Raw genomic sequence first — 16,550 nt, forward strand, 5'->3', positions numbered from 1 at the left:
GGGTTGAGGCCGTTTGCTGCCCAGGGTTTCAAGGTGTGCTGGCAGGCAACGGTGCGAGGCTGATCAGCCATTCGCCTTGGTTGATAATCGGGTGATTGACCACCATCAGCACCAACCCATGGTGGGGCGCGAGCAGTTCGCCCGCGGGGTTGCCGTAAAGATCCTTCAACTGCCCGAGCCGCTGACCGGCAATCACCGGATCGCCAGCCGCCACCTCCAGATACAGCCGCGCGCTAATGGGCGCTTCGACTTTGGCGAAGTTGCTGACCACGATATTGCGCCGCTGCTTCGGCGCGGTTGCGCGCCCCTCGGTGAGGCCGAGAAACTGCGCAATGTTCGCCACACCATTGAAATGAAACGCGATGCACTCGGGGTCAAATACGCCATTGGCGCCGCCCTCGGCCATGACCGCATGACGGCCCAGCCACGGCAGCTCATTAGTGGCGCGCCCGCGATTGTTGGTTTGCTCCACCTCAAACTCGACAATGCTGTCGGCATCGAACTGATGCGCCAGCTCACGGGTGCGTTGATCGAACGCGTGGTCACCAGTCAATTGGCACATCACGAATTTGGCGACTTCCTCGCGCAAGTCGCCGCTGTGCAAGTCGATAAAGACATCGGCGTCTTTCGCCCACTCATGCAGCACCTGATGCATCAACACCTGGCTGAAAGTACCGTGCAAATCCCCGGGAGAGAGGAAGTTCAGGTTCTTGCCGTCCACCGGACAAACGAACTCAGCGTGATCAAACAGACCTGGCATGTTCAGCACCGGTAGAATCGACACCGAGCCCCGTAGCAGATGTTGCGCGAAATAGTCTTTCAGACGCAGCGCCGCTTCCATGGCATCGACTTCGTTGGGATGCATGCCGGCGATGATCGCCAGTTTCGGCCCAGGCAGCGGTGCCTGGATGTCGAAAAACGGCAGTTGTAGATCCGCCAGCAATGGCGGGTCAAAGGTCAGTGTTCCCCAGCTCAACGTGCCGTTTTTGCCGATGATGTGCTTGTGCAAAACGAAGTTCTCTCCGTGCAGTGAGTGTCAGAGTGCGCAGCGTTGTGCAGCAGTCACACCGGCTTCCGGCAGTTCATTTTCGGTGTAGCCGTATTTCTGCAGAATCTTCAACAGTTCGCCGGACGCACGCAGTTTCGCCAGTTGATCGTTGAACGCCTGGGTGAACTCAGGATCGTTTTTCGGCAGGCCATAAGCGTGGTAATTCCAGGTCGGTTTGCCTTGGGCATCGGGAATCTGGTTGAAGGGCAGGGCGCGTTCGATCGCCGGGCTATTGGCTTTTTTCACCAGGCTGATGATCTCGGCATCGGGGAAATACACCACGTCGACACGATCGGCCTGGAGTGCGGCCAGGGCTTCGGTGTCTTTGTCGAACAGGATGACGTTGCTGGCGGCAATACCGGTGTCCTTGGCTTCCTGAACCTGATTGGTGCCGGTCTGCGTGGCCAGGCGTGCCTTGGCATTACTGGCGACGTCCTTGAGGCTGTGCAACTTCAACGGGTTGCCCGCTTTGACAATAAACGCGCCGCCGGAATGGGTGACGGGATTGGAGTAGCCAATGACCTTGCAGCGACTGGGATTGATGAACAGGCCCGCGCCGATCAGATCGAAGCGCCCGGCCGCAAGGCCAGGCACCAGCGAGCCGAAATCAGTGATCGGGGTGTCGATTTTGGTGATGCCCAGGGGGTTCAAAATCGCCTGCAAAACTTCGACATTGGCGCCGGTGACTTTTCCATCGGTGTCGATATAGGCGTAGGGCTGCTCGTTGGCGATTCCCGCGGTCAACCCACTGCTGCGACCTTTCTCCAACAAGCCTGCCATGGCAGAAGACGCAAACACGGCGCTCAGCAGAGCGGCAGAACCGAAGACGGACAACGAACTGAGTTTGATGCCTTTCATGTTGTACCCGACATGGTGGTTATAAAGGGGCTGGGCTAACCGATTCAGCAGATGGCGCTTTTATCGACTCTATAGATATAAAAATCATTTTTTAAATATCGATGAGGAATATGTATAGATCCAGGTAAATGGCGCAGAGGGTAGGGCGCTGCCGTCGAGAGGCCGGACACGAGGGCTGCTGAGGCGATATATGCGTGAACTGTGTGTAGACTTTCGCGCTTCGAACTTGGGAGCCCTTATGTGCTGCGCTCCTGTCAGTCTCTGTATTGATCAAGGCGTGTTTATGGATCTGCGTCAGCTTGAAGCCTTTGCGGCTGTGATGTCGGCGGGCAGTGTCACCGCAGCGGGAAAGATGCTCGGCCGTTCCCAACCTTCGGTTACCCGGGTCATTCAGGAGCTGGAGCAAGAGCTCGGCTTTGCCTTGTTCGAACGCAGCGGACCCAAGGTCACGCCGACCCACAAGGCGTTCATGATGTACGCCGAAGTCGAAAGCGCTCTGCTGGGGATTCGCAACATTCGCCAGCGCGCGCAGCACATCGCCCAGGAAGAAAATCATCAGATCAAATTGGTAGCGATCTCGGCGTTGGCGCTTGGGCTGCTGCCTGCGGCGCTGGCACGCTTGCCGGATAGCCTTCGTCCGCAGCAGATCCAGTTGCAGAGCATGTCACCGGAAAATGTGGTTCAGGCAGTGCTGTCGAAAACCATGGACCTGGGCGCCGTGAGCCTGCCGCTGGAACATCGCGGGCTGGAGATTCACTGGATCGGCGAGGCGCCTTGCGTCGCGGTGCTGCCGGCCAGTTCCGAACTGGCCTCGCACGATGTGCTGTCCATGGAACTGCTGGCGCAACAGACCCTGATCACCATGGCCAATCCGTACCGTTTTCGTCGTCGTGTCGACAAAGCCTTCCACGATGCCGGCGGGCCACCGACGCGTATGCTCGACACCAACACCTCGCTGGTTGCGATGCAGATGGCCAGGGTCGGGTTGGGCGTTGCGCTGGTCGATCCCTTTACCGCGATAGGCGTGCCGTTGGAAGGCGTGGTGGTCAGGCCGATTGCTTGCAACATCCCGTTTTTCTTTGGCTTGATTTCGGCGTTCGCCAGCCCGTTGTCTGACGTGACTCGTGCGCTGATCGGCGAGATCGCCACTTCGGCAAAATTGCTGCTGCCGGAGATGGTCATGCATGAAGCCAGTGCCCATGACGCCCTGTTGCAGAGCATTTACGCGGAATAGGGCAGGTTAGCCGCAGGTCTTGGTGAAGCGTTTCGAAGCTCGTTAATTCCATTTATGAATATCAATATGTTTTTTTGCGCGTTGCGAGAATAAGAAGCCCCTTTTAGTATTCACTTTAAGCATTCATAAGCACTAAGAATTCATTTTTAGTCGCTGCTGAGGCTTTTTGAGAATCAAGGGTCGAGTGATTTGCTCTCGATCATCATCGAGTAGCGATCAATGTCCGATGTAAACCCACCCGCCGGTCTCGCGGCACTCGAAGCACGCTTGCGCCAAGACTTGGCCTGGCTCGACCTTCCGGCCACTCCCTGGGTCAAGCCGCGTCTGCGCGAAGGTGCGCCGGTGCTCGACGTGGCGATCATCGGCGGCGGCATGGCCGGCCTGGCACTTGCCGCCGAGTTGCGCCATCTCGGTGTCGCTGCGGTGATTTTCGATCAGTCGCCGACAGGCTTCGAAGGACCTTGGGCGACCACCGCCCGCATGGAAACTTTGCGCTCACCCAAACACCTGACCGGCCCGGCACTCGGGTTGCCTGCGCTGACTTTTCGCGCCTGGTTCGAAGCACAATTCGGCACCGAGGGCTGGGTCACGCTGGACAAAATCCCGCGTCTGCAATGGGCCGACTACCTGCGCTGGTATCGCAAGGTCCTGGCGCTGGACGTGCGCAACGAACATCGTGTCAGCCGGGTTGCGCCAAGGGCCGACGGGTTGGTTGAACTGGCGGTCGCGACGACCACGCAGACGCATCATCTGTTGGCGCGTCATGTCGTGCTTGCCACCGGGCGCGACGGGCTGGGCGGCCCCTGGGTGCCTGAGTTCGCTCAGCAGTTACCGGGTCATCTTTGGGCGCATTCGGCGGACGGTTTGCAGGATGCATGGTTTGAAGGCAAGCGCGTCGCGGTCATCGGTGGCGGGGCGTCCGCCATGGACAGTGCCGCCACTGCGCTGGAAGCTGGCGCGACGCGGGTCGATCTGTTGATCCGCCGCGCCGAGCTGCCACGCATCAACAAAGGCAAGGGCGCCGGTAATCCGGGGATGATCCACGGTTATTGGCGTTTGCCGGATGCCTGGAAATGGCGGATTCGCAACTACCTCAATCAGCAGCAAGTACCGCCGCCACGGAGCAGTACACTCAGAGTGTCGAGCTCGGGCAGGGCGCGGTTCCTGTTGAACAGCCCGGTGGTCTCGGTGGAAGAAAACCCTCCCGGTGGCCTGTGGCTGCACACGGCCAATGCCCGGATCGAAGTGGATTTTCTGGTGTTCGCCACCGGGTTCCGCACTGACTTTCAGCAGCGCCCTGAGTTCGCGCCGTTCTCTTCGCACATTCGCGTCTGGCGGGATCGCTTCGAGGCGCCGTCCACGGAGCGCGATGCCGAAATGTCGGAATTGCCGGACTTGGGCAACCATTTCGAATTCCAGGAAAAGACACCCGGCAGTTGCCCGGGCCTGAACCATATCCATTGCTTCAGCTATCCCGCCGCTCTGACCTATGGCGCAGTGTCCGGGGATATCCCGGCCATCAGCGAAGGCTCCAAACGCCTGGCGCACGCCTTGGTTGGCCAATTGTTCACCGACGACATCGCGTTGCATTTCGAGTCCATGCGCAGCTACGCAGACCCCGAACTGCTTGGCGATGAATGGGTGGTCAGCCAGCCGACTGCTGAAGAGCTGCGGCAATGATCGGCTGGGCGCTGCGACGATTAGCTCAGTCGCTGCTGGTGATTGTGCTGATGACCCTCGTGGTGTTTATCGGCCTGAATGCCATTGGCAATCCCATGGACATCCTGGTGGGCGAAGACCTCAATCAAGCCGAACGCTTGCAGGCCATCGCCCACCTGGGGCTGGACCAGCCGCTGTGGGCGCAATACCTGGTTTTTCTCAAGGGCGCGGTCCACGGCAACCTGGGGCAGAGTTTTGTCTATCACGAAGACGCCATGCGCCTGATTCTGCAACGACTGCCAGCCACGTTCGAATTGGCGTTCAGCGCGCTGTTCCTGGCCGTGGTGATTGGCGTGCCTTTGGGCATGTTTGCCGGCGCCTATCCTGATCACCCGTTCTCGCGCCTGATGATGGCCTGCAGCATTGTGGGCTTCTCACTGCCCGCGTTCTGGGTGGCGTTGATGATGATCATGTTGTTCTCGATCAAATTGGGCTGGCTGCCCGCCAGTGGGCGGGGCGATACCCGTGAGTGGCTGGGGGTGCAGTGGTCGTGGCTGACCCTTGATGGCCTGCAACATCTGCTGTTGCCTGCGCTGAACCTGGCGCTGTTCAAAATCTCGCTGGTATTGCGCCTGACCCGCGCCGGTGTCCGGGAAGTACTGCCACAAGAGTTCGTTAAATTCGCACGGGCCAAGGGCCTCTCGCCGATGCGGGTGATGTGCATGCACGTCATGCGCAACACCATGATTCCGCTGGTCACGGTGCTGGCGATGGAGCTGGGTTCGACCATTGCCTACGCCGTGGTCACCGAAAGCATCTTTTCCTGGCCTGGCGCCGGGAAGCTGATTCTGGACAGCATCAACACGCTGGATCGGCCAGTGGTGGTCGCCTATCTGATGGTGGTCGTGGTGATCTTCGTGGTGCTCAACCTGATTGTCGACAGCTTGTATTACCTGCTGGACCCTCGCGTCCGCATCGAGGCCAGCCGATGAACGCCATTCAAAAAACCACAACGGTCAGCGTGGGTTTGCAGGCCCAGTCGCCGTGGCGTCGGGTGTCCGTCGAGTTCATGAGTTCGCCGACGGCAGTCATCGCGCTGCTGCTGTTGTTGGCCATCGTGCTGGTCGCGATTTCTGCGCCGTGGATCGTGGTGCAGAACCCCTATGACCTGATGCAGCTCAACGTACTGGATGCACGCCTGGCACCGGGCAGCGTCAATATGGACAGCGGCTACACCTATTGGCTCGGCACCGATGGCCAGGGCCGCGACCTGGTTTCGGCGATCCTGTATGGCTTGCGCATCAGTTTGTGGGTCGGGATCGGTTCGGCGTTGATCGCGGCATTGATCGGCACTTTACTGGGCCTGGTGTCGGCGTATGTCGGTGGCTGGGTCGATGCGTTGTTGATGCGCTTGGTGGACTTGCTGCTGTCGTTCCCGGTGATCCTCATGGCCCTGATGATCCTCGCCTGGCTGGGCAAGGGCGTCGGCAACGTGATGCTCACGTTAGTCCTGCTGGAATGGGCCTATTACGCCCGCACCGCCCGCGGTCAGGCATTGACCGAAAGCCGCCGCGAATACGTCGACGCCGCGCGGGGGCAGGGCATTGGTCCGTTGCGCATTGTCATCGGGCACATCCTGCCCAATTGCCTGCCACCGTTGATTGTCATCGGCGCCTTGCAGATCGCCCGCGCTATTACCCTGGAAGCGACCTTGTCGTTTCTCGGTCTGGGGGTGCCGGTCACGGAACCGTCCCTGGGCCTGCTGATCGCCAACGGCTTCCAGTACATGCTCAGCAACGAATACTGGATCAGCCTGTTTCCGGGGCTGGCGCTGTTGATCACCATCGTCGCGATCAATCTGGTTGGTGACCGATTGCGGGATGTTCTGAATCCGAGGTTGCAGCGATGAGCCTGCCTGAAATGCCGTTGCTGCCAACCTTGGAGGTGCGCGGCCTGTGCACCTCGTTCTACACCCGGGCCGGCGTGTTGCCGGCGGTGCGTGATCTGTCGCTACACGTTCAGCCGGGTCGAATCCTGGGCCTGGTGGGCGAGTCGGGGTCGGGTAAGTCGGTGACCGGATTTTCCATCCTCGGGCTGGTGGATGAGCCCGGCCGTATCAGTGGCGGCCAGGTGTTGTACAAGGGGCGTGATCTCACAAAATTGTCGGCGTCCCAACTGCGCGCGATACAAGGCAATCGGATAGCAATGATTTTCCAGGACCCGATGATGACGCTCAACCCGGTGCTGCGGGTCGACACTCAAATGATCGAAGCAGTGCGGGCCCATCGTCCATTGAGCAGGCGCGACGCCCGTGAACACGCCAGTCGCACCTTGGCGCTGATGGGCATCGCCAGCCCTGAAGAGCGTCTGCGCGCTTTTCCCCATCAGTTGTCCGGTGGCATGCGTCAGCGGGTGGCTATTGCTATTGCACTGCTGCATTCGCCTGACCTGATCATTGCGGATGAGCCGACCACCGCGCTGGACGTGACGATCCAGGCGCAAATCCTCAGTGAAGTGCAGAAACTGGTGCGCGAGCAGGGCACCTCGCTGATCTGGATTACCCATGACCTGTCAGTGGTGGCCGGGCTGGCCGACGACGTGGCGGTGATGTACGCCGGGCGCATCGTCGAACAAGGCCCGGTCGCTGATGTGCTCGATCGTCCGCAACACCCCTACACCCAAGGCCTGATCAACAGCCTGCCGAGCCGTAACAAACGCGGTGAGCGTTTGCGGCAGATTCCCGGGATGGCGCCGGACCTGTCCTCGATGCCGACAGGCTGTGCGTTCGCCGAACGCTGCAGTCGAGCGTCGGCGCTCTGTGCGCAGGAACCTGAACCTCGCGAGATCTTGCCCGGCCAGACGGTTCGTTGTTTTCACCCGGGAGCCGCTGATGCGTACTGATCAAATTCCTCTTATAGAGCTGTGTCAGGTCAGCAAGACGTTCGGTAAATCAGTGCCTGAGCATTCGATCCAGCACTGGCTGCAACGTGCTCATCTGACGCGTCCCAAGCCAGTGACCCATGCGGTTGATAGGGTGGACCTGCGCATCAACCGTGGCGAAGTGGTTGGGCTGGTCGGTGAATCCGGCTGTGGCAAATCAACCCTCGGGCGCATGGTGGCGGGGCTGCTGCCGGTGTCATCGGGCACGGCGTGGGTGGACGGCAAATCCCTCGACAACCTGACGGTGGATGAGCGTCAGGCTGTACGCCTGAAGGTGCAGATGATCTTTCAGGACCCGTCGTCGAGCCTCAATCCGCGTCTGCGGGTCGACCGTATCGTCGGCGAGGGCGCGTTGTTGCACGGCTTGACCGACAAGCAGGGCTTCGACGATTACGTCAGTGCGCAGCTGCAACGGGCCGGGCTCAGCCCTCAATTGCGTCAGCGTTACCCGCATCAGTTCAGTGGCGGTCAACGTCAACGCATCGGCATTGCCCGGGCGCTGGCGGTGCAGCCGCAATTGTTGGTCTGCGATGAGTCCGTGGCGGCACTGGACGTGTCGATTCAGGCGCAGATTCTCAATCTGTTCATGGACCTGCGCGACGAGCTGGGCCTGACCTATCTGTTCATCAGCCATGATCTAGGCGTCGTCGAGCACTTGTGCGACCGGGTCGTGGTGATGTACCTGGGGCGAGTGGTCGAGAGTGCGTCGGTCGATGACCTGTTTGCCCGCGCCAACCATCCCTACACCCAAGCATTGTTGGCGCAGATCCCGCGCTTCGATGTCCGCAGCACCCGTTATGAAGCGATCCAAGGGGAAATCCCCAGCCCGCTGAACCCGCCCGCCGGGTGTCATTTCCATCCTCGTTGCCCGCACGCCACCGCGCGCTGTCGCAACGAAGTTCCGGCACTCAGGGAGGTTTCGCCGAACCACCTGAGTGCGTGTCACCTCAACGACCATTTTTGAACGAGCGCGCTGACGCTCCTCATGCCCATTGCCATTGCGTACAAGGAATCACCGATGAATCCATTTGTTCGTTCACTGTTAGCCTCGGCGCTTATCCTGGCGGCCGGCAGTGCTGCCGCGCAGACCCTGCGCATCGGTTACGCCGACCCCGTGTCGTCGCTCGATCCGCAACTCAACAACTACGCCGGTGACCGCTCGGTGGCGCTGCATGCCTTCGAATCGCTGGTCAATCGCCGCGACGACAAAACCCTGCCGGGCCTGGCCAAGAGCTGGAAAGTCATCGATGACACGACCTGGGAATTCGCCCTGCGTGACGACGTGAAATGGCAGGACGGTACGCCGCTGACCGCCGATGACTTTGTGTTTTCGTTCGAGCGCGCTCGCAATGTGCCGGGCAGCGTGGCGTCCTATGCCGGGGCCACTCGCACGGTGGAATCGGTGACGGCCAAGGACGATCACACGCTGATCATCAAGACCCGCACGCCGAACGCGAACCTGCTGCCGGACGTGGACTCGATCTACATCGTCAGCCGTCATGCCGGCGCCAATGCCAGCAGCGCCGACTACAACTCGGGCAAGGCCATGGTGGGCGTGGGGCCGTACCGTTTCGTGTCCTACGTGCCGGGTGACCGGACGATCTTCGAGCGCAATGAGACCTATTGGGGGGCCAAGCCAACCTGGGACAAGGTCGACTATCGCTTTATCGCCAACGCCGCTAACCGCACAGCCGCGCTGCTCGCCGGTGACGTGGACGTGATCGACAAGGTATCGCCCACGGATGTCGAGCGTCTGCGCAAGACCCCGAGCGTCAATGTCTACGCCTATCAAGGCTTGCGTGCGCTGATTATCCAGCCAAGTTTCCGCGAAGGCCCCAATGAGTTCATTCGTGACAACGCTGGCAAGCCGCTGGCGGAAAACCCGCTACGTGATGTGCGGGTGCGCAAGGCGCTGTCCCTGGCGATCAACCGCCCGGCCATCGATGAACGCATCATGCAAGGCACCGTCACCGAGGCCAATCAATGGATGCCGGCCAACACTTTCGGCTACAACCCGGACGTGAAGAACATCCCGTACGACCCGAAACAGGCCAAGGAACTGCTGGCGCAGGCCGGTTTCCCCGACGGCTTCCAATTGACCGTGCATGTGCCGGGCGATCGCTATCCGCAGGCGCCGGAAGCGCTGCAAGCGGTGGCGCAGTTCTGGTCGCGGATCGGCGTCAAGGTACAGCTCGAAGTGTTGCCGTGGGCGGTGTATGCCGGCAAGGCCAATAAAAATGAATTGGCGATCAGTGTGATTGCCTGGGGTAACGGCACCGGCGAAGCCGCATATGCGCTGACCAACATCCTGACCACGGTGGACAGCAGCAAAGGGCAGGGCGCCTCCAACTGGGGTCATTACAGCAATCCGCTGGTGGACAAGGCGCTGGTGGATTCGACCGCCGAGTTTAATGAAGGCAAGCGCCGCAAGATCCTCCAGGACTCGGTCAAGGTGGTCAGTGACGACGTCGGCATCATTCCGCTGTTCCATTACCAGAACATCTGGGCCGCTCGCAAAGGCCTGAAAGTCGAGCCGCTGGTCAGCGACCGCACGGCCGCGACGATGGTCACCGAACAACCTTGAATCGGTGTGCGCCAGGGCCTGCCAGGCTCTGCGCGCAATGTCCGCCAACAGCCTTACAGGATTTGTCATGACCTCGACCGTTGAACCCAATGCCGATTTGCTCAATAGCGTGCTGGGCATCCAGCCCGGAACGCAACTGCACGCCGTGCGCGATGCCAGGGAGAAGGTCGCCTCGGCGACACAGGGTAGCCACGATTTGTTTTTTGATCAGGCACTGGAAAACAACCTGTCATTGAGTGAGCGCTTGTGGGTGGCTTACTTCGCGGCGCGGCTGACACCGCACGCAACGTTGGCTGCGCACTACCTGGCGCAGTTGCAAGCGTCAGGCCTGGATGAAACCGTGCGCGAGGCCGTCGATTCCGCAGCCCTCGAAACACTGGAAAATTCGCGCCTGCAAGCGATTCTTGGATTTACCCGCACCTTGATCGAATCCCCGGTCCACGGCGATCAAGCAGCGTTGCAAGCGCTTCAACATGAGGGCCTGAGCACCGCTGAAATCGTCGTACTGGCGCAGTTGATTGCCTTCTTGTCCTATCAAGTGCGTCTGGCCGCCGGGCTCGGCGCGTTACTGTCCGCTGGAGCAGCCTGATGAGCGAGCTTATTCGCAGCAATGGATTCACCAACGAAGTGCTGGGCTGGAAAGCCTGGTTGCCTACTGTCGATTTGAATAGCGCCACGCTCGAGCAAGTGGCCGTACTGCAAGAGAGTCACCCGCAGGCCAAGACGTCGGACTACTACCTGACGCTGGCCCACCACCCGGACATCCTTCGCCAGCGTTCCCAGGCGTTCAACGCCATCATGTATGCTCCGGGCGGTTTATCCCGCGCCGAGCGCGAACTGGCGAGTACGGTCGTATCGCGGATCAATCGGTGCGTGTATTGCGCCTCGGTGCATGCGCAACGGTTCGAGCAACTGGCCAAGCGCAACGATGTGATCGCCGAGGTGTTTGCCGACCCTGCAACCGCAGGCACGACCGATCGCGAGAAGGCCATTGTGCAGTTCGCCATCGACCTGACACTGGCGCCGGCGTCGCTGAACGCAAGTCACATTCATGCGCTGCGCAATCAAGGGCTGGACGACGCACAGGTCCTGGACCTGATCCATGCGATCTCGATTTTCGCCTGGGCCAATCGATTGATGTTGAATCTGGGTGAGCCAGTGTTTACCGCGCCATATCGCCCATCAAGCTGAACAAATGGCCGCGTTTGCATGTTGGATAAACCTGAGCGTGGCTACATTTTTGATGCGTCATACAAATCCTGATGCGGATTATTGTGTTCGTATCACTGAATAGGGAGAAGGAGGCTGACACTATGCGCAGCTATAGGGTAATACGTGATTTAACATAATATACATTACACGTAACAAGATGTTTCAGGATTAGCCTGGTTGCCCACAGAACGCTGCTGTCCACGCAAGGCTCATTGCTTGAATGAACCATTGCCCACTCAAGCCCACACAAGCCGTTACTCCTGCGTCAGCTTTTCAAACAGCGCTGAATGCTCGGGAAACTGTTCCGTGAGTTTCTGCCTGTCGCCCATTTCCATATCCGCAAAATCAAACCCTGGCGAAACCGCTTCACTGATCAGGCCGTAACCCGCAGACCCATCCTTAAGCTGCGAAGCTTTCCAGACACCACCAGGTACATGCAGCTGCAAGCATTCACCGGCAACAACGTCGCTGCCCATCACCACGGTTTTCAATGTGCCGTCCGGGAAAATAAGGCTGTACTGAATTCCATCGCCCAGATGGTAATAATGGACGATGTCGGATTGGTTGAAATGGAAATGACCAATGGGCGAATCCTTGGTCAGCAGGTAATAAATGGACGTCATCAAATAGCGCTGGCCACCTTTGGTCTCGACCATCGCGCGTTGATCCGATTGAAAGGTTCTGCGGTAGTAACCGCCTTCCACGTGGCGTTCCAGTTCGAGTGCCGCGATCAGTTCTCGAGCATTGGGTTGGCTGTGTGTCATCCGGTATCCTTCCTCTGTAATGAAGGCCGATATTACGATTCTTTTAATAACTAAACTAAACGGTCATTTAGTGTAGTTATAAATATATCGAATATTAACATTCTCAAACATGCGCGCCCTGCACTCCTTCTACAGCTATATTCAGGCGATTTCTGCCTTGGGATTTTGCTGAATAAAGCGCGCGATCGGCTTTTTCGATCAGCGTTTTTTCATCGCTATCACCTTCATAAGACACATAAGTTGCCAACCCTAGACTGATCGTCACGATCCCGAAAGGACTGGTCACATGCGCAAGTTGCTCATCCTTCATGCCTAGCAAAATGGCTTCGCCTACCGAGCGGGCGCCCGCTGCATCCGTATTCGGCATCACTACGGCAATCTCTTCACCGCCATAGCGTGCGGCCATATCACCAGGACGCCGTACGCAACGCTTGATCGTCTGGCTGATGATTCGCAGGCATTCATCTCCAGCGAGATGTCCATAGTGGTCGTTGTAACGCTTGAAAAAATCCACATCAATCAGGATCAATGACAACGGGCTGCCCAGTCGTTTGGCGCGCCTGAATTCGACCTCGAGGAATTGATCGAAATGCCGACGATTGGCCAAACCCGTCAGCTTGTCCTCGCTGGCCAGAATCTCCAGCGTATGGTTGAGTTCGATCAATTCGGTCTGGGTGGTGCGCAGCTTTTTCTCGGCGCCGATTCGCCGATTGATATGGGAGATCAACCGACGTCCCAACGCGATCAGCAGTCCCAGCAGCACAGTGACCACTGCGACCGATTGCTCTGTCTGGTTCCACCACCCTTGCATCGCCTCCCTCTGCCCTACCGCTACCGTGGTCACAAAAGGGTACTGATCACTTCTTTTAAAGGCGTAGATACGGTGAATGCCATCGACTTTCGAAACGAAATCCACACTGCCCGATGACGCTTTGCGCAAGGCCTGCGAAAAGATCGGTGCCGGCGACAAATCCAGGCCGACGTCTTCTTCCTTGAAAGGGTATCTGACCAGCAGCCGGCCTTCAGACGTGGTCAAACTGATCGCACCAAATTGCCCGACGTGAATGGTTCGATAAAGCTTGAGGAAGTGCTCGAGGCTGATGGTTGCCGCGATGACCCCGGCAAAACTTCCGTCCGGACGATCGATACGCCGACTGACTGAAATGACCCACACGCCGGTAGCACGACTGAGGATCGCCGGACCGATGAACAGGCCGCGATCGGGATCGTCGCGATGATGTTTGAAGAACATTCGATCGGCGTTATTGCTGCCCGATGGCACCGGATTGTTGGTCGAGAATATCCAGTCGCCGTTGGCGTCATACAGCACCACGCTGTTCAATTGCGACAGCGCTTGCATCTCTTGCGCGACCAGCGTTCTCAGGCGCTCGAGTTGCTGTGGGCCGGTGCCGTCTCGCTCGATCCGTTCGGTGAGCCCCAGCAACACCAGTTCACTTTGCTTGAACGTGCCTTCGGTATATGTGTTCAGGGCGTTGGTCAGATTCAATGTATCGGTCTGGATATCCCCCAATGTGCTTTGACGGGAAGTCCAGATCTGCCAGGCAGTCATCAGCACCATGGAGATACACACCAGGGCGGTCAGCAACGTGGCAAGTCGAAGGTCGCGTATCAAGGGAATTCCGAGGCTGTTAACAGGTTGGTTAAAGGCCCGCGCAGTATAAGCGCCTTCTAACAGCGGAACACTTGAAATGCTTGAGTTACAGGCGATCCGGGTGCGGCAGAATCACGCATGATCAGCCGCACCTTGCTCGTTAGTGGATCATGATGCTGTTGTAGTCAGTGGTCAGTACCTGCAGATGGGTTTTGTATCGATTCAGAAATCTGGACAGTTCGGCCTGGGTGTAATCGGTGTTTTTCAATTGATCGAGACTTGTTGAAAAACCCAGCCACACACCAACCACTGAAATGATTTCCTCGCCAACCACTTTGCGTTGACGACTGATTTCCACGACGGCAGTGATATCGGACAGCGCATCTTCGGCAATCTGAAGCTCATGGTTCAGCCCTTCCATCAACAACGTCAGGCTCTGGATTTCCTTGTCCAGATTGTTCCGTGAGGTCGCGAGTTCGCTGTATTTAATGCCGGCGGACACAACCCCCAGCACTTTCCTGACCAGTTCGATCCCCTGCTTCACCGCTTCTTTTTTTGGATTTTCGATGTCCAGGCCATCAAGCGCTTCACCGTCAGGGATGTAGTTTTTATACATCTCGGCCAGGTTGAACTCGCGTATCACATCCTGCGCCTTGATCAGTGCGTCTCGCTGCACCTCACATTGCGCTTTGCTCAGGGTGTGATCATTCAAGGTCAGCAGAATTCTGGCTTTGCGGTCCCTGGTTACTTTCAGTGGCTCATCTGCTCGCTCATCAATTTCGACCTTATATAAGCTGCGCACTTCGTTCTCAAGAAATCGCGAGCGGTCGGTAAACTTTGCCTCCACCCCTTCCAGCATCGATTCGATGTTGCGTTTGATATTCGAGACTTCTTCGCTGACCATCTCCCGATCCTTCGCCGTCAAATCGTTCCGGGCCAAGGCGTTGTTCAATTCCGCGAGGGCCTCAAAATAGCTTTGCCCGGAAGCGCTATTGAGCGCCGTCAGCAGCACCGGGAAAGATTCGCGCATGGTTTTATCAATGTTGTTCAAATACGCGGCGATTCGCTGTGCCCGTTCCTGCAATACGTCAGACCGGTCCTGCCTGAAACTGGCGAGTCTCGAGATATCGCGAATGGTTTGAATGATTTTTTTAACATCAATGTCGGGGATAAGCTGGGTGTCGATCGGTGTCACATTATTCATGGCAGTCATCCTTTGGTTGCCGGGTAATCAGTTGAAGTTCTTTTTGTATTCGTCCAGCGCTTCATTAAATACAGCCACCAGTTCACCGGCGGTGTTTTTCACATCGCGCCACGGGTCAATCACCATTGCAAATTCGGCAACGAATGACGTCAGGCGCAAGGCATCGTTGATGCGCTCGAACTGCTCGGCCGATGAATCAATCTTGCTCAGGATGGTTTGCCACATCGTATTCAATATATTGAGTGCGGCTTCCGCGCCGGCCATGCGGATACCGATATCGCCAAAGTTCGACAGGGAACTTTCCATGGCACTCTGCAAGCCTTCCTTGCCACTGACGGACAACTCCAGGTCATCCACCTCGGTCTTGAGCTTATTGCGTTCTTTGCGGGCCGTTTCTGCTTTCGGGCCGAAGATAGAGCCCGAAATAGGCCAGAAGATTGGCAAACCACCGGAAAACGACATGCCGACGTAATAGTCGTAGTCCTTATCCAACTGCGTGATCCGGTCTTTCTTGGAGCGAATGGTTTCTTTGGTGCTCGCGATGGATTCGAGCAAGCTGTTTCGCTCCATCAAGTCATACTTGCTCTTGACCTCGGACTGCAAGCCAAAGACTCGTTTGCCGCTCGACAGTTCGCCGCCAGCCAGCTCAATCCTGAAGTTAGAGATGCGGTCCTTGAGTTCCTTCGTCGCGCTTTGCTGGCGTTTGATATCGACTTTCATCAGTTCGATGATTTCAGTCACGGCAGACGCGACTTCACCGTCGTCAGAGGTGTATCTGATGCCCTCCAGATCATGGTTACTCAACTGGCCCAGGGTGGTTCTCACCCGCTCCATGATGGGCATTTCTTTAATCACAGAAATGATCTCACCGCCACTGCTGACAATGTTTTTAGCCGCAGAACTCAAGTCGATACTTTGCTGGACGATTTTGTTTTCGACTGCATCCCAACTGGCGGCATGGATCCGGATTTTCTTGAACAACACCTGAACATCACTGGGCTCCAGTCCGGGAATATCCAGTTTGGTATATTTCAAGTAGGACTCAACTTCTGGCAATTCACTCGGCAGGGAGAGTCCCTTTTTCACATACTCTTTGATCTTGATGACATCTTCTTTGGTAAATACCCCGGCGCTGCGCGCAACACCAGGGTACTCACCCGAAATCAAATGGAGCACGGCTTTGGGAAGATCGTTGCTTACTTCTGCATCTTTCAACTGAACAGTCATCATGTTCGCCTCGGTTCAATATGTTCGATACACCCGTTGTATCGACGAACTGAAACTAGATGACCTTCGTGCTGCGTCAAATCACTTGATGGGTTATATAAATCTTCAGGTGATTGATTAGTAACGATATTTGCCAGAGGCACAAGCAATCTGGAAACATCGAGCTACATTTGCAAGACGTGTCCTACAGACAAGGATTAGTGGATAT

The 16,550-nt window shown here is 57.5% G+C and carries 15 protein-coding genes; 9 read left to right on the top strand and 6 right to left on the bottom strand.

Annotated features, from left to right (window positions below; translation table 11 throughout):
* Positions 1 to 28: 28 nt before the first annotated feature.
* Entirely contained in the window at positions 29 to 1,009 is a 981-nt protein-coding gene (locus tag ACWIKB_RS05360; RefSeq protein WP_475265660.1) for a succinylglutamate desuccinylase/aspartoacylase family protein, read from the bottom strand.
* Between the two features lie 27 nt (positions 1,010 to 1,036).
* Positions 1,037 to 1,906: an ectoine/hydroxyectoine ABC transporter substrate-binding protein EhuB gene (gene ehuB, locus ACWIKB_RS05365; protein WP_475265661.1), complete on the bottom strand. Its 870-nt coding sequence runs from the start codon at positions 1,904 to 1,906 to the stop codon at positions 1,037 to 1,039.
* A gap of 283 nt (positions 1,907 to 2,189) precedes the next feature.
* Here ehuB and ACWIKB_RS05370 point away from each other — a divergent pair, with 283 nt between their 5' ends.
* From ACWIKB_RS05370 to ACWIKB_RS05410, 9 genes are all read left to right on the top strand, one after another.
* Entirely contained in the window at positions 2,190 to 3,140 is a 951-nt protein-coding gene (locus ACWIKB_RS05370) for a LysR family transcriptional regulator (protein WP_475265662.1), read from the top strand.
* 219 nt (positions 3,141 to 3,359) lie between these two features.
* Positions 3,360 to 4,820, top strand: coding sequence for a SidA/IucD/PvdA family monooxygenase (locus ACWIKB_RS05375; protein ID WP_475265663.1), 1,461 nt, complete (start codon positions 3,360 to 3,362; stop codon positions 4,818 to 4,820).
* Positions 4,817 to 5,791, top strand: a complete 975-nt coding sequence (locus ACWIKB_RS05380; protein WP_475265664.1) for an ABC transporter permease — start codon at positions 4,817 to 4,819, stop codon at positions 5,789 to 5,791. The genes ACWIKB_RS05375 and ACWIKB_RS05380 overlap by 4 nt, the downstream gene beginning before the upstream one ends.
* Positions 5,788 to 6,708 (top strand): ABC transporter permease, encoded by a 921-nt coding sequence (locus ACWIKB_RS05385; protein WP_475265665.1) that lies wholly within the window; start codon positions 5,788 to 5,790, stop codon positions 6,706 to 6,708. Before ACWIKB_RS05380 ends, ACWIKB_RS05385 begins: the two co-directional genes overlap by 4 nt.
* On the top strand, positions 6,705 to 7,700 hold the full coding sequence (locus ACWIKB_RS05390) for an ABC transporter ATP-binding protein (RefSeq protein ID WP_475265666.1): 996 nt from the start codon (positions 6,705 to 6,707) through the stop codon (positions 7,698 to 7,700). Before ACWIKB_RS05385 ends, ACWIKB_RS05390 begins: the two co-directional genes overlap by 4 nt.
* Positions 7,690 to 8,703 carry an ABC transporter ATP-binding protein gene (locus tag ACWIKB_RS05395; protein ID WP_475265667.1) on the top strand — a complete coding sequence of 338 codons (1,014 nt, stop codon included), beginning with the start codon at positions 7,690 to 7,692 and terminating at the stop codon, positions 8,701 to 8,703. The genes ACWIKB_RS05390 and ACWIKB_RS05395 overlap by 11 nt, the downstream gene beginning before the upstream one ends.
* Before the next feature lie 54 nt (positions 8,704 to 8,757).
* A complete protein-coding gene (locus ACWIKB_RS05400; RefSeq protein WP_475265668.1) occupies positions 8,758 to 10,323 on the top strand; it encodes an ABC transporter substrate-binding protein in 1,566 nt (521 codons plus the stop codon).
* A 67-nt stretch (positions 10,324 to 10,390) separates the two neighbouring features.
* Positions 10,391 to 10,912: a CMD domain-containing protein gene (locus ACWIKB_RS05405; protein ID WP_475265669.1), complete on the top strand. Its 522-nt coding sequence runs from the start codon at positions 10,391 to 10,393 to the stop codon at positions 10,910 to 10,912.
* Positions 10,912 to 11,514, top strand: coding sequence for a peroxidase-related enzyme (locus ACWIKB_RS05410; protein ID WP_475265670.1), 603 nt, complete (start codon positions 10,912 to 10,914; stop codon positions 11,512 to 11,514). Before ACWIKB_RS05405 ends, ACWIKB_RS05410 begins: the two co-directional genes overlap by 1 nt.
* A gap of 275 nt (positions 11,515 to 11,789) precedes the next feature.
* Here the strand turns inward: ACWIKB_RS05410 and ACWIKB_RS05415 are convergent, their stop codons facing one another.
* The 4 genes from ACWIKB_RS05415 to ACWIKB_RS05430 all read right to left on the bottom strand — a co-directional run bounded on the left by ACWIKB_RS05415 (position 11,790) and on the right by ACWIKB_RS05430 (position 16,345).
* On the bottom strand, positions 11,790 to 12,299 hold the full coding sequence (locus tag ACWIKB_RS05415) for a cupin domain-containing protein (protein ID WP_475265671.1): 510 nt from the start codon (positions 12,297 to 12,299) through the stop codon (positions 11,790 to 11,792).
* A 103-nt stretch (positions 12,300 to 12,402) separates the two neighbouring features.
* Positions 12,403 to 13,932, bottom strand: coding sequence for a sensor domain-containing diguanylate cyclase (locus ACWIKB_RS05420; RefSeq protein WP_475265672.1), 1,530 nt, complete (start codon positions 13,930 to 13,932; stop codon positions 12,403 to 12,405).
* A gap of 139 nt (positions 13,933 to 14,071) precedes the next feature.
* A complete protein-coding gene (locus ACWIKB_RS05425; RefSeq protein ID WP_475265673.1) occupies positions 14,072 to 15,115 on the bottom strand; it encodes an alpha-xenorhabdolysin family binary toxin subunit B in 1,044 nt (347 codons plus the stop codon).
* Between the two features lie 27 nt (positions 15,116 to 15,142).
* Positions 15,143 to 16,345 (bottom strand): alpha-xenorhabdolysin family binary toxin subunit A, encoded by a 1,203-nt coding sequence (locus tag ACWIKB_RS05430; protein WP_475265674.1) that lies wholly within the window; start codon positions 16,343 to 16,345, stop codon positions 15,143 to 15,145.
* Positions 16,346 to 16,550 lie beyond the last annotated feature (205 nt).

This window comes from Pseudomonas sp. 5Vm1k, from assembly GCF_056161485.1.

Excerpts from the sequence above, each read along its gene's own strand:
- ehuB (WP_475265661.1), bottom strand. The coding sequence starts at position 1,906 with ATGAAAGGCATCAAACTCAGTTCGTTGTCCGTCTTCGGTTCTGCCGCT.
- ACWIKB_RS05370 (WP_475265662.1), top strand. The coding sequence starts at position 2,190 with ATGGATCTGCGTCAGCTTGAAGCCTTTGCGGCTGTGATGTCGGCGGGC.
- ACWIKB_RS05375 (WP_475265663.1), top strand. The coding sequence starts at position 3,360 with ATGTCCGATGTAAACCCACCCGCCGGTCTCGCGGCACTCGAAGCACGC.
- ACWIKB_RS05380 (WP_475265664.1), top strand. The coding sequence starts at position 4,817 with ATGATCGGCTGGGCGCTGCGACGATTAGCTCAGTCGCTGCTGGTGATT.
- ACWIKB_RS05385 (WP_475265665.1), top strand. The coding sequence starts at position 5,788 with ATGAACGCCATTCAAAAAACCACAACGGTCAGCGTGGGTTTGCAGGCC.
- ACWIKB_RS05390 (WP_475265666.1), top strand. The coding sequence starts at position 6,705 with ATGAGCCTGCCTGAAATGCCGTTGCTGCCAACCTTGGAGGTGCGCGGC.
- ACWIKB_RS05395 (WP_475265667.1), top strand. The coding sequence starts at position 7,690 with ATGCGTACTGATCAAATTCCTCTTATAGAGCTGTGTCAGGTCAGCAAG.
- ACWIKB_RS05400 (WP_475265668.1), top strand. The coding sequence starts at position 8,758 with ATGAATCCATTTGTTCGTTCACTGTTAGCCTCGGCGCTTATCCTGGCG.
- ACWIKB_RS05405 (WP_475265669.1), top strand. The coding sequence starts at position 10,391 with ATGACCTCGACCGTTGAACCCAATGCCGATTTGCTCAATAGCGTGCTG.
- ACWIKB_RS05410 (WP_475265670.1), top strand. The coding sequence starts at position 10,912 with ATGAGCGAGCTTATTCGCAGCAATGGATTCACCAACGAAGTGCTGGGC.
- ACWIKB_RS05415 (WP_475265671.1), bottom strand. The coding sequence starts at position 12,299 with ATGACACACAGCCAACCCAATGCTCGAGAACTGATCGCGGCACTCGAA.
- ACWIKB_RS05425 (WP_475265673.1), bottom strand. The coding sequence starts at position 15,115 with ATGAATAATGTGACACCGATCGACACCCAGCTTATCCCCGACATTGAT.
- ACWIKB_RS05430 (WP_475265674.1), bottom strand. The coding sequence starts at position 16,345 with ATGATGACTGTTCAGTTGAAAGATGCAGAAGTAAGCAACGATCTTCCC.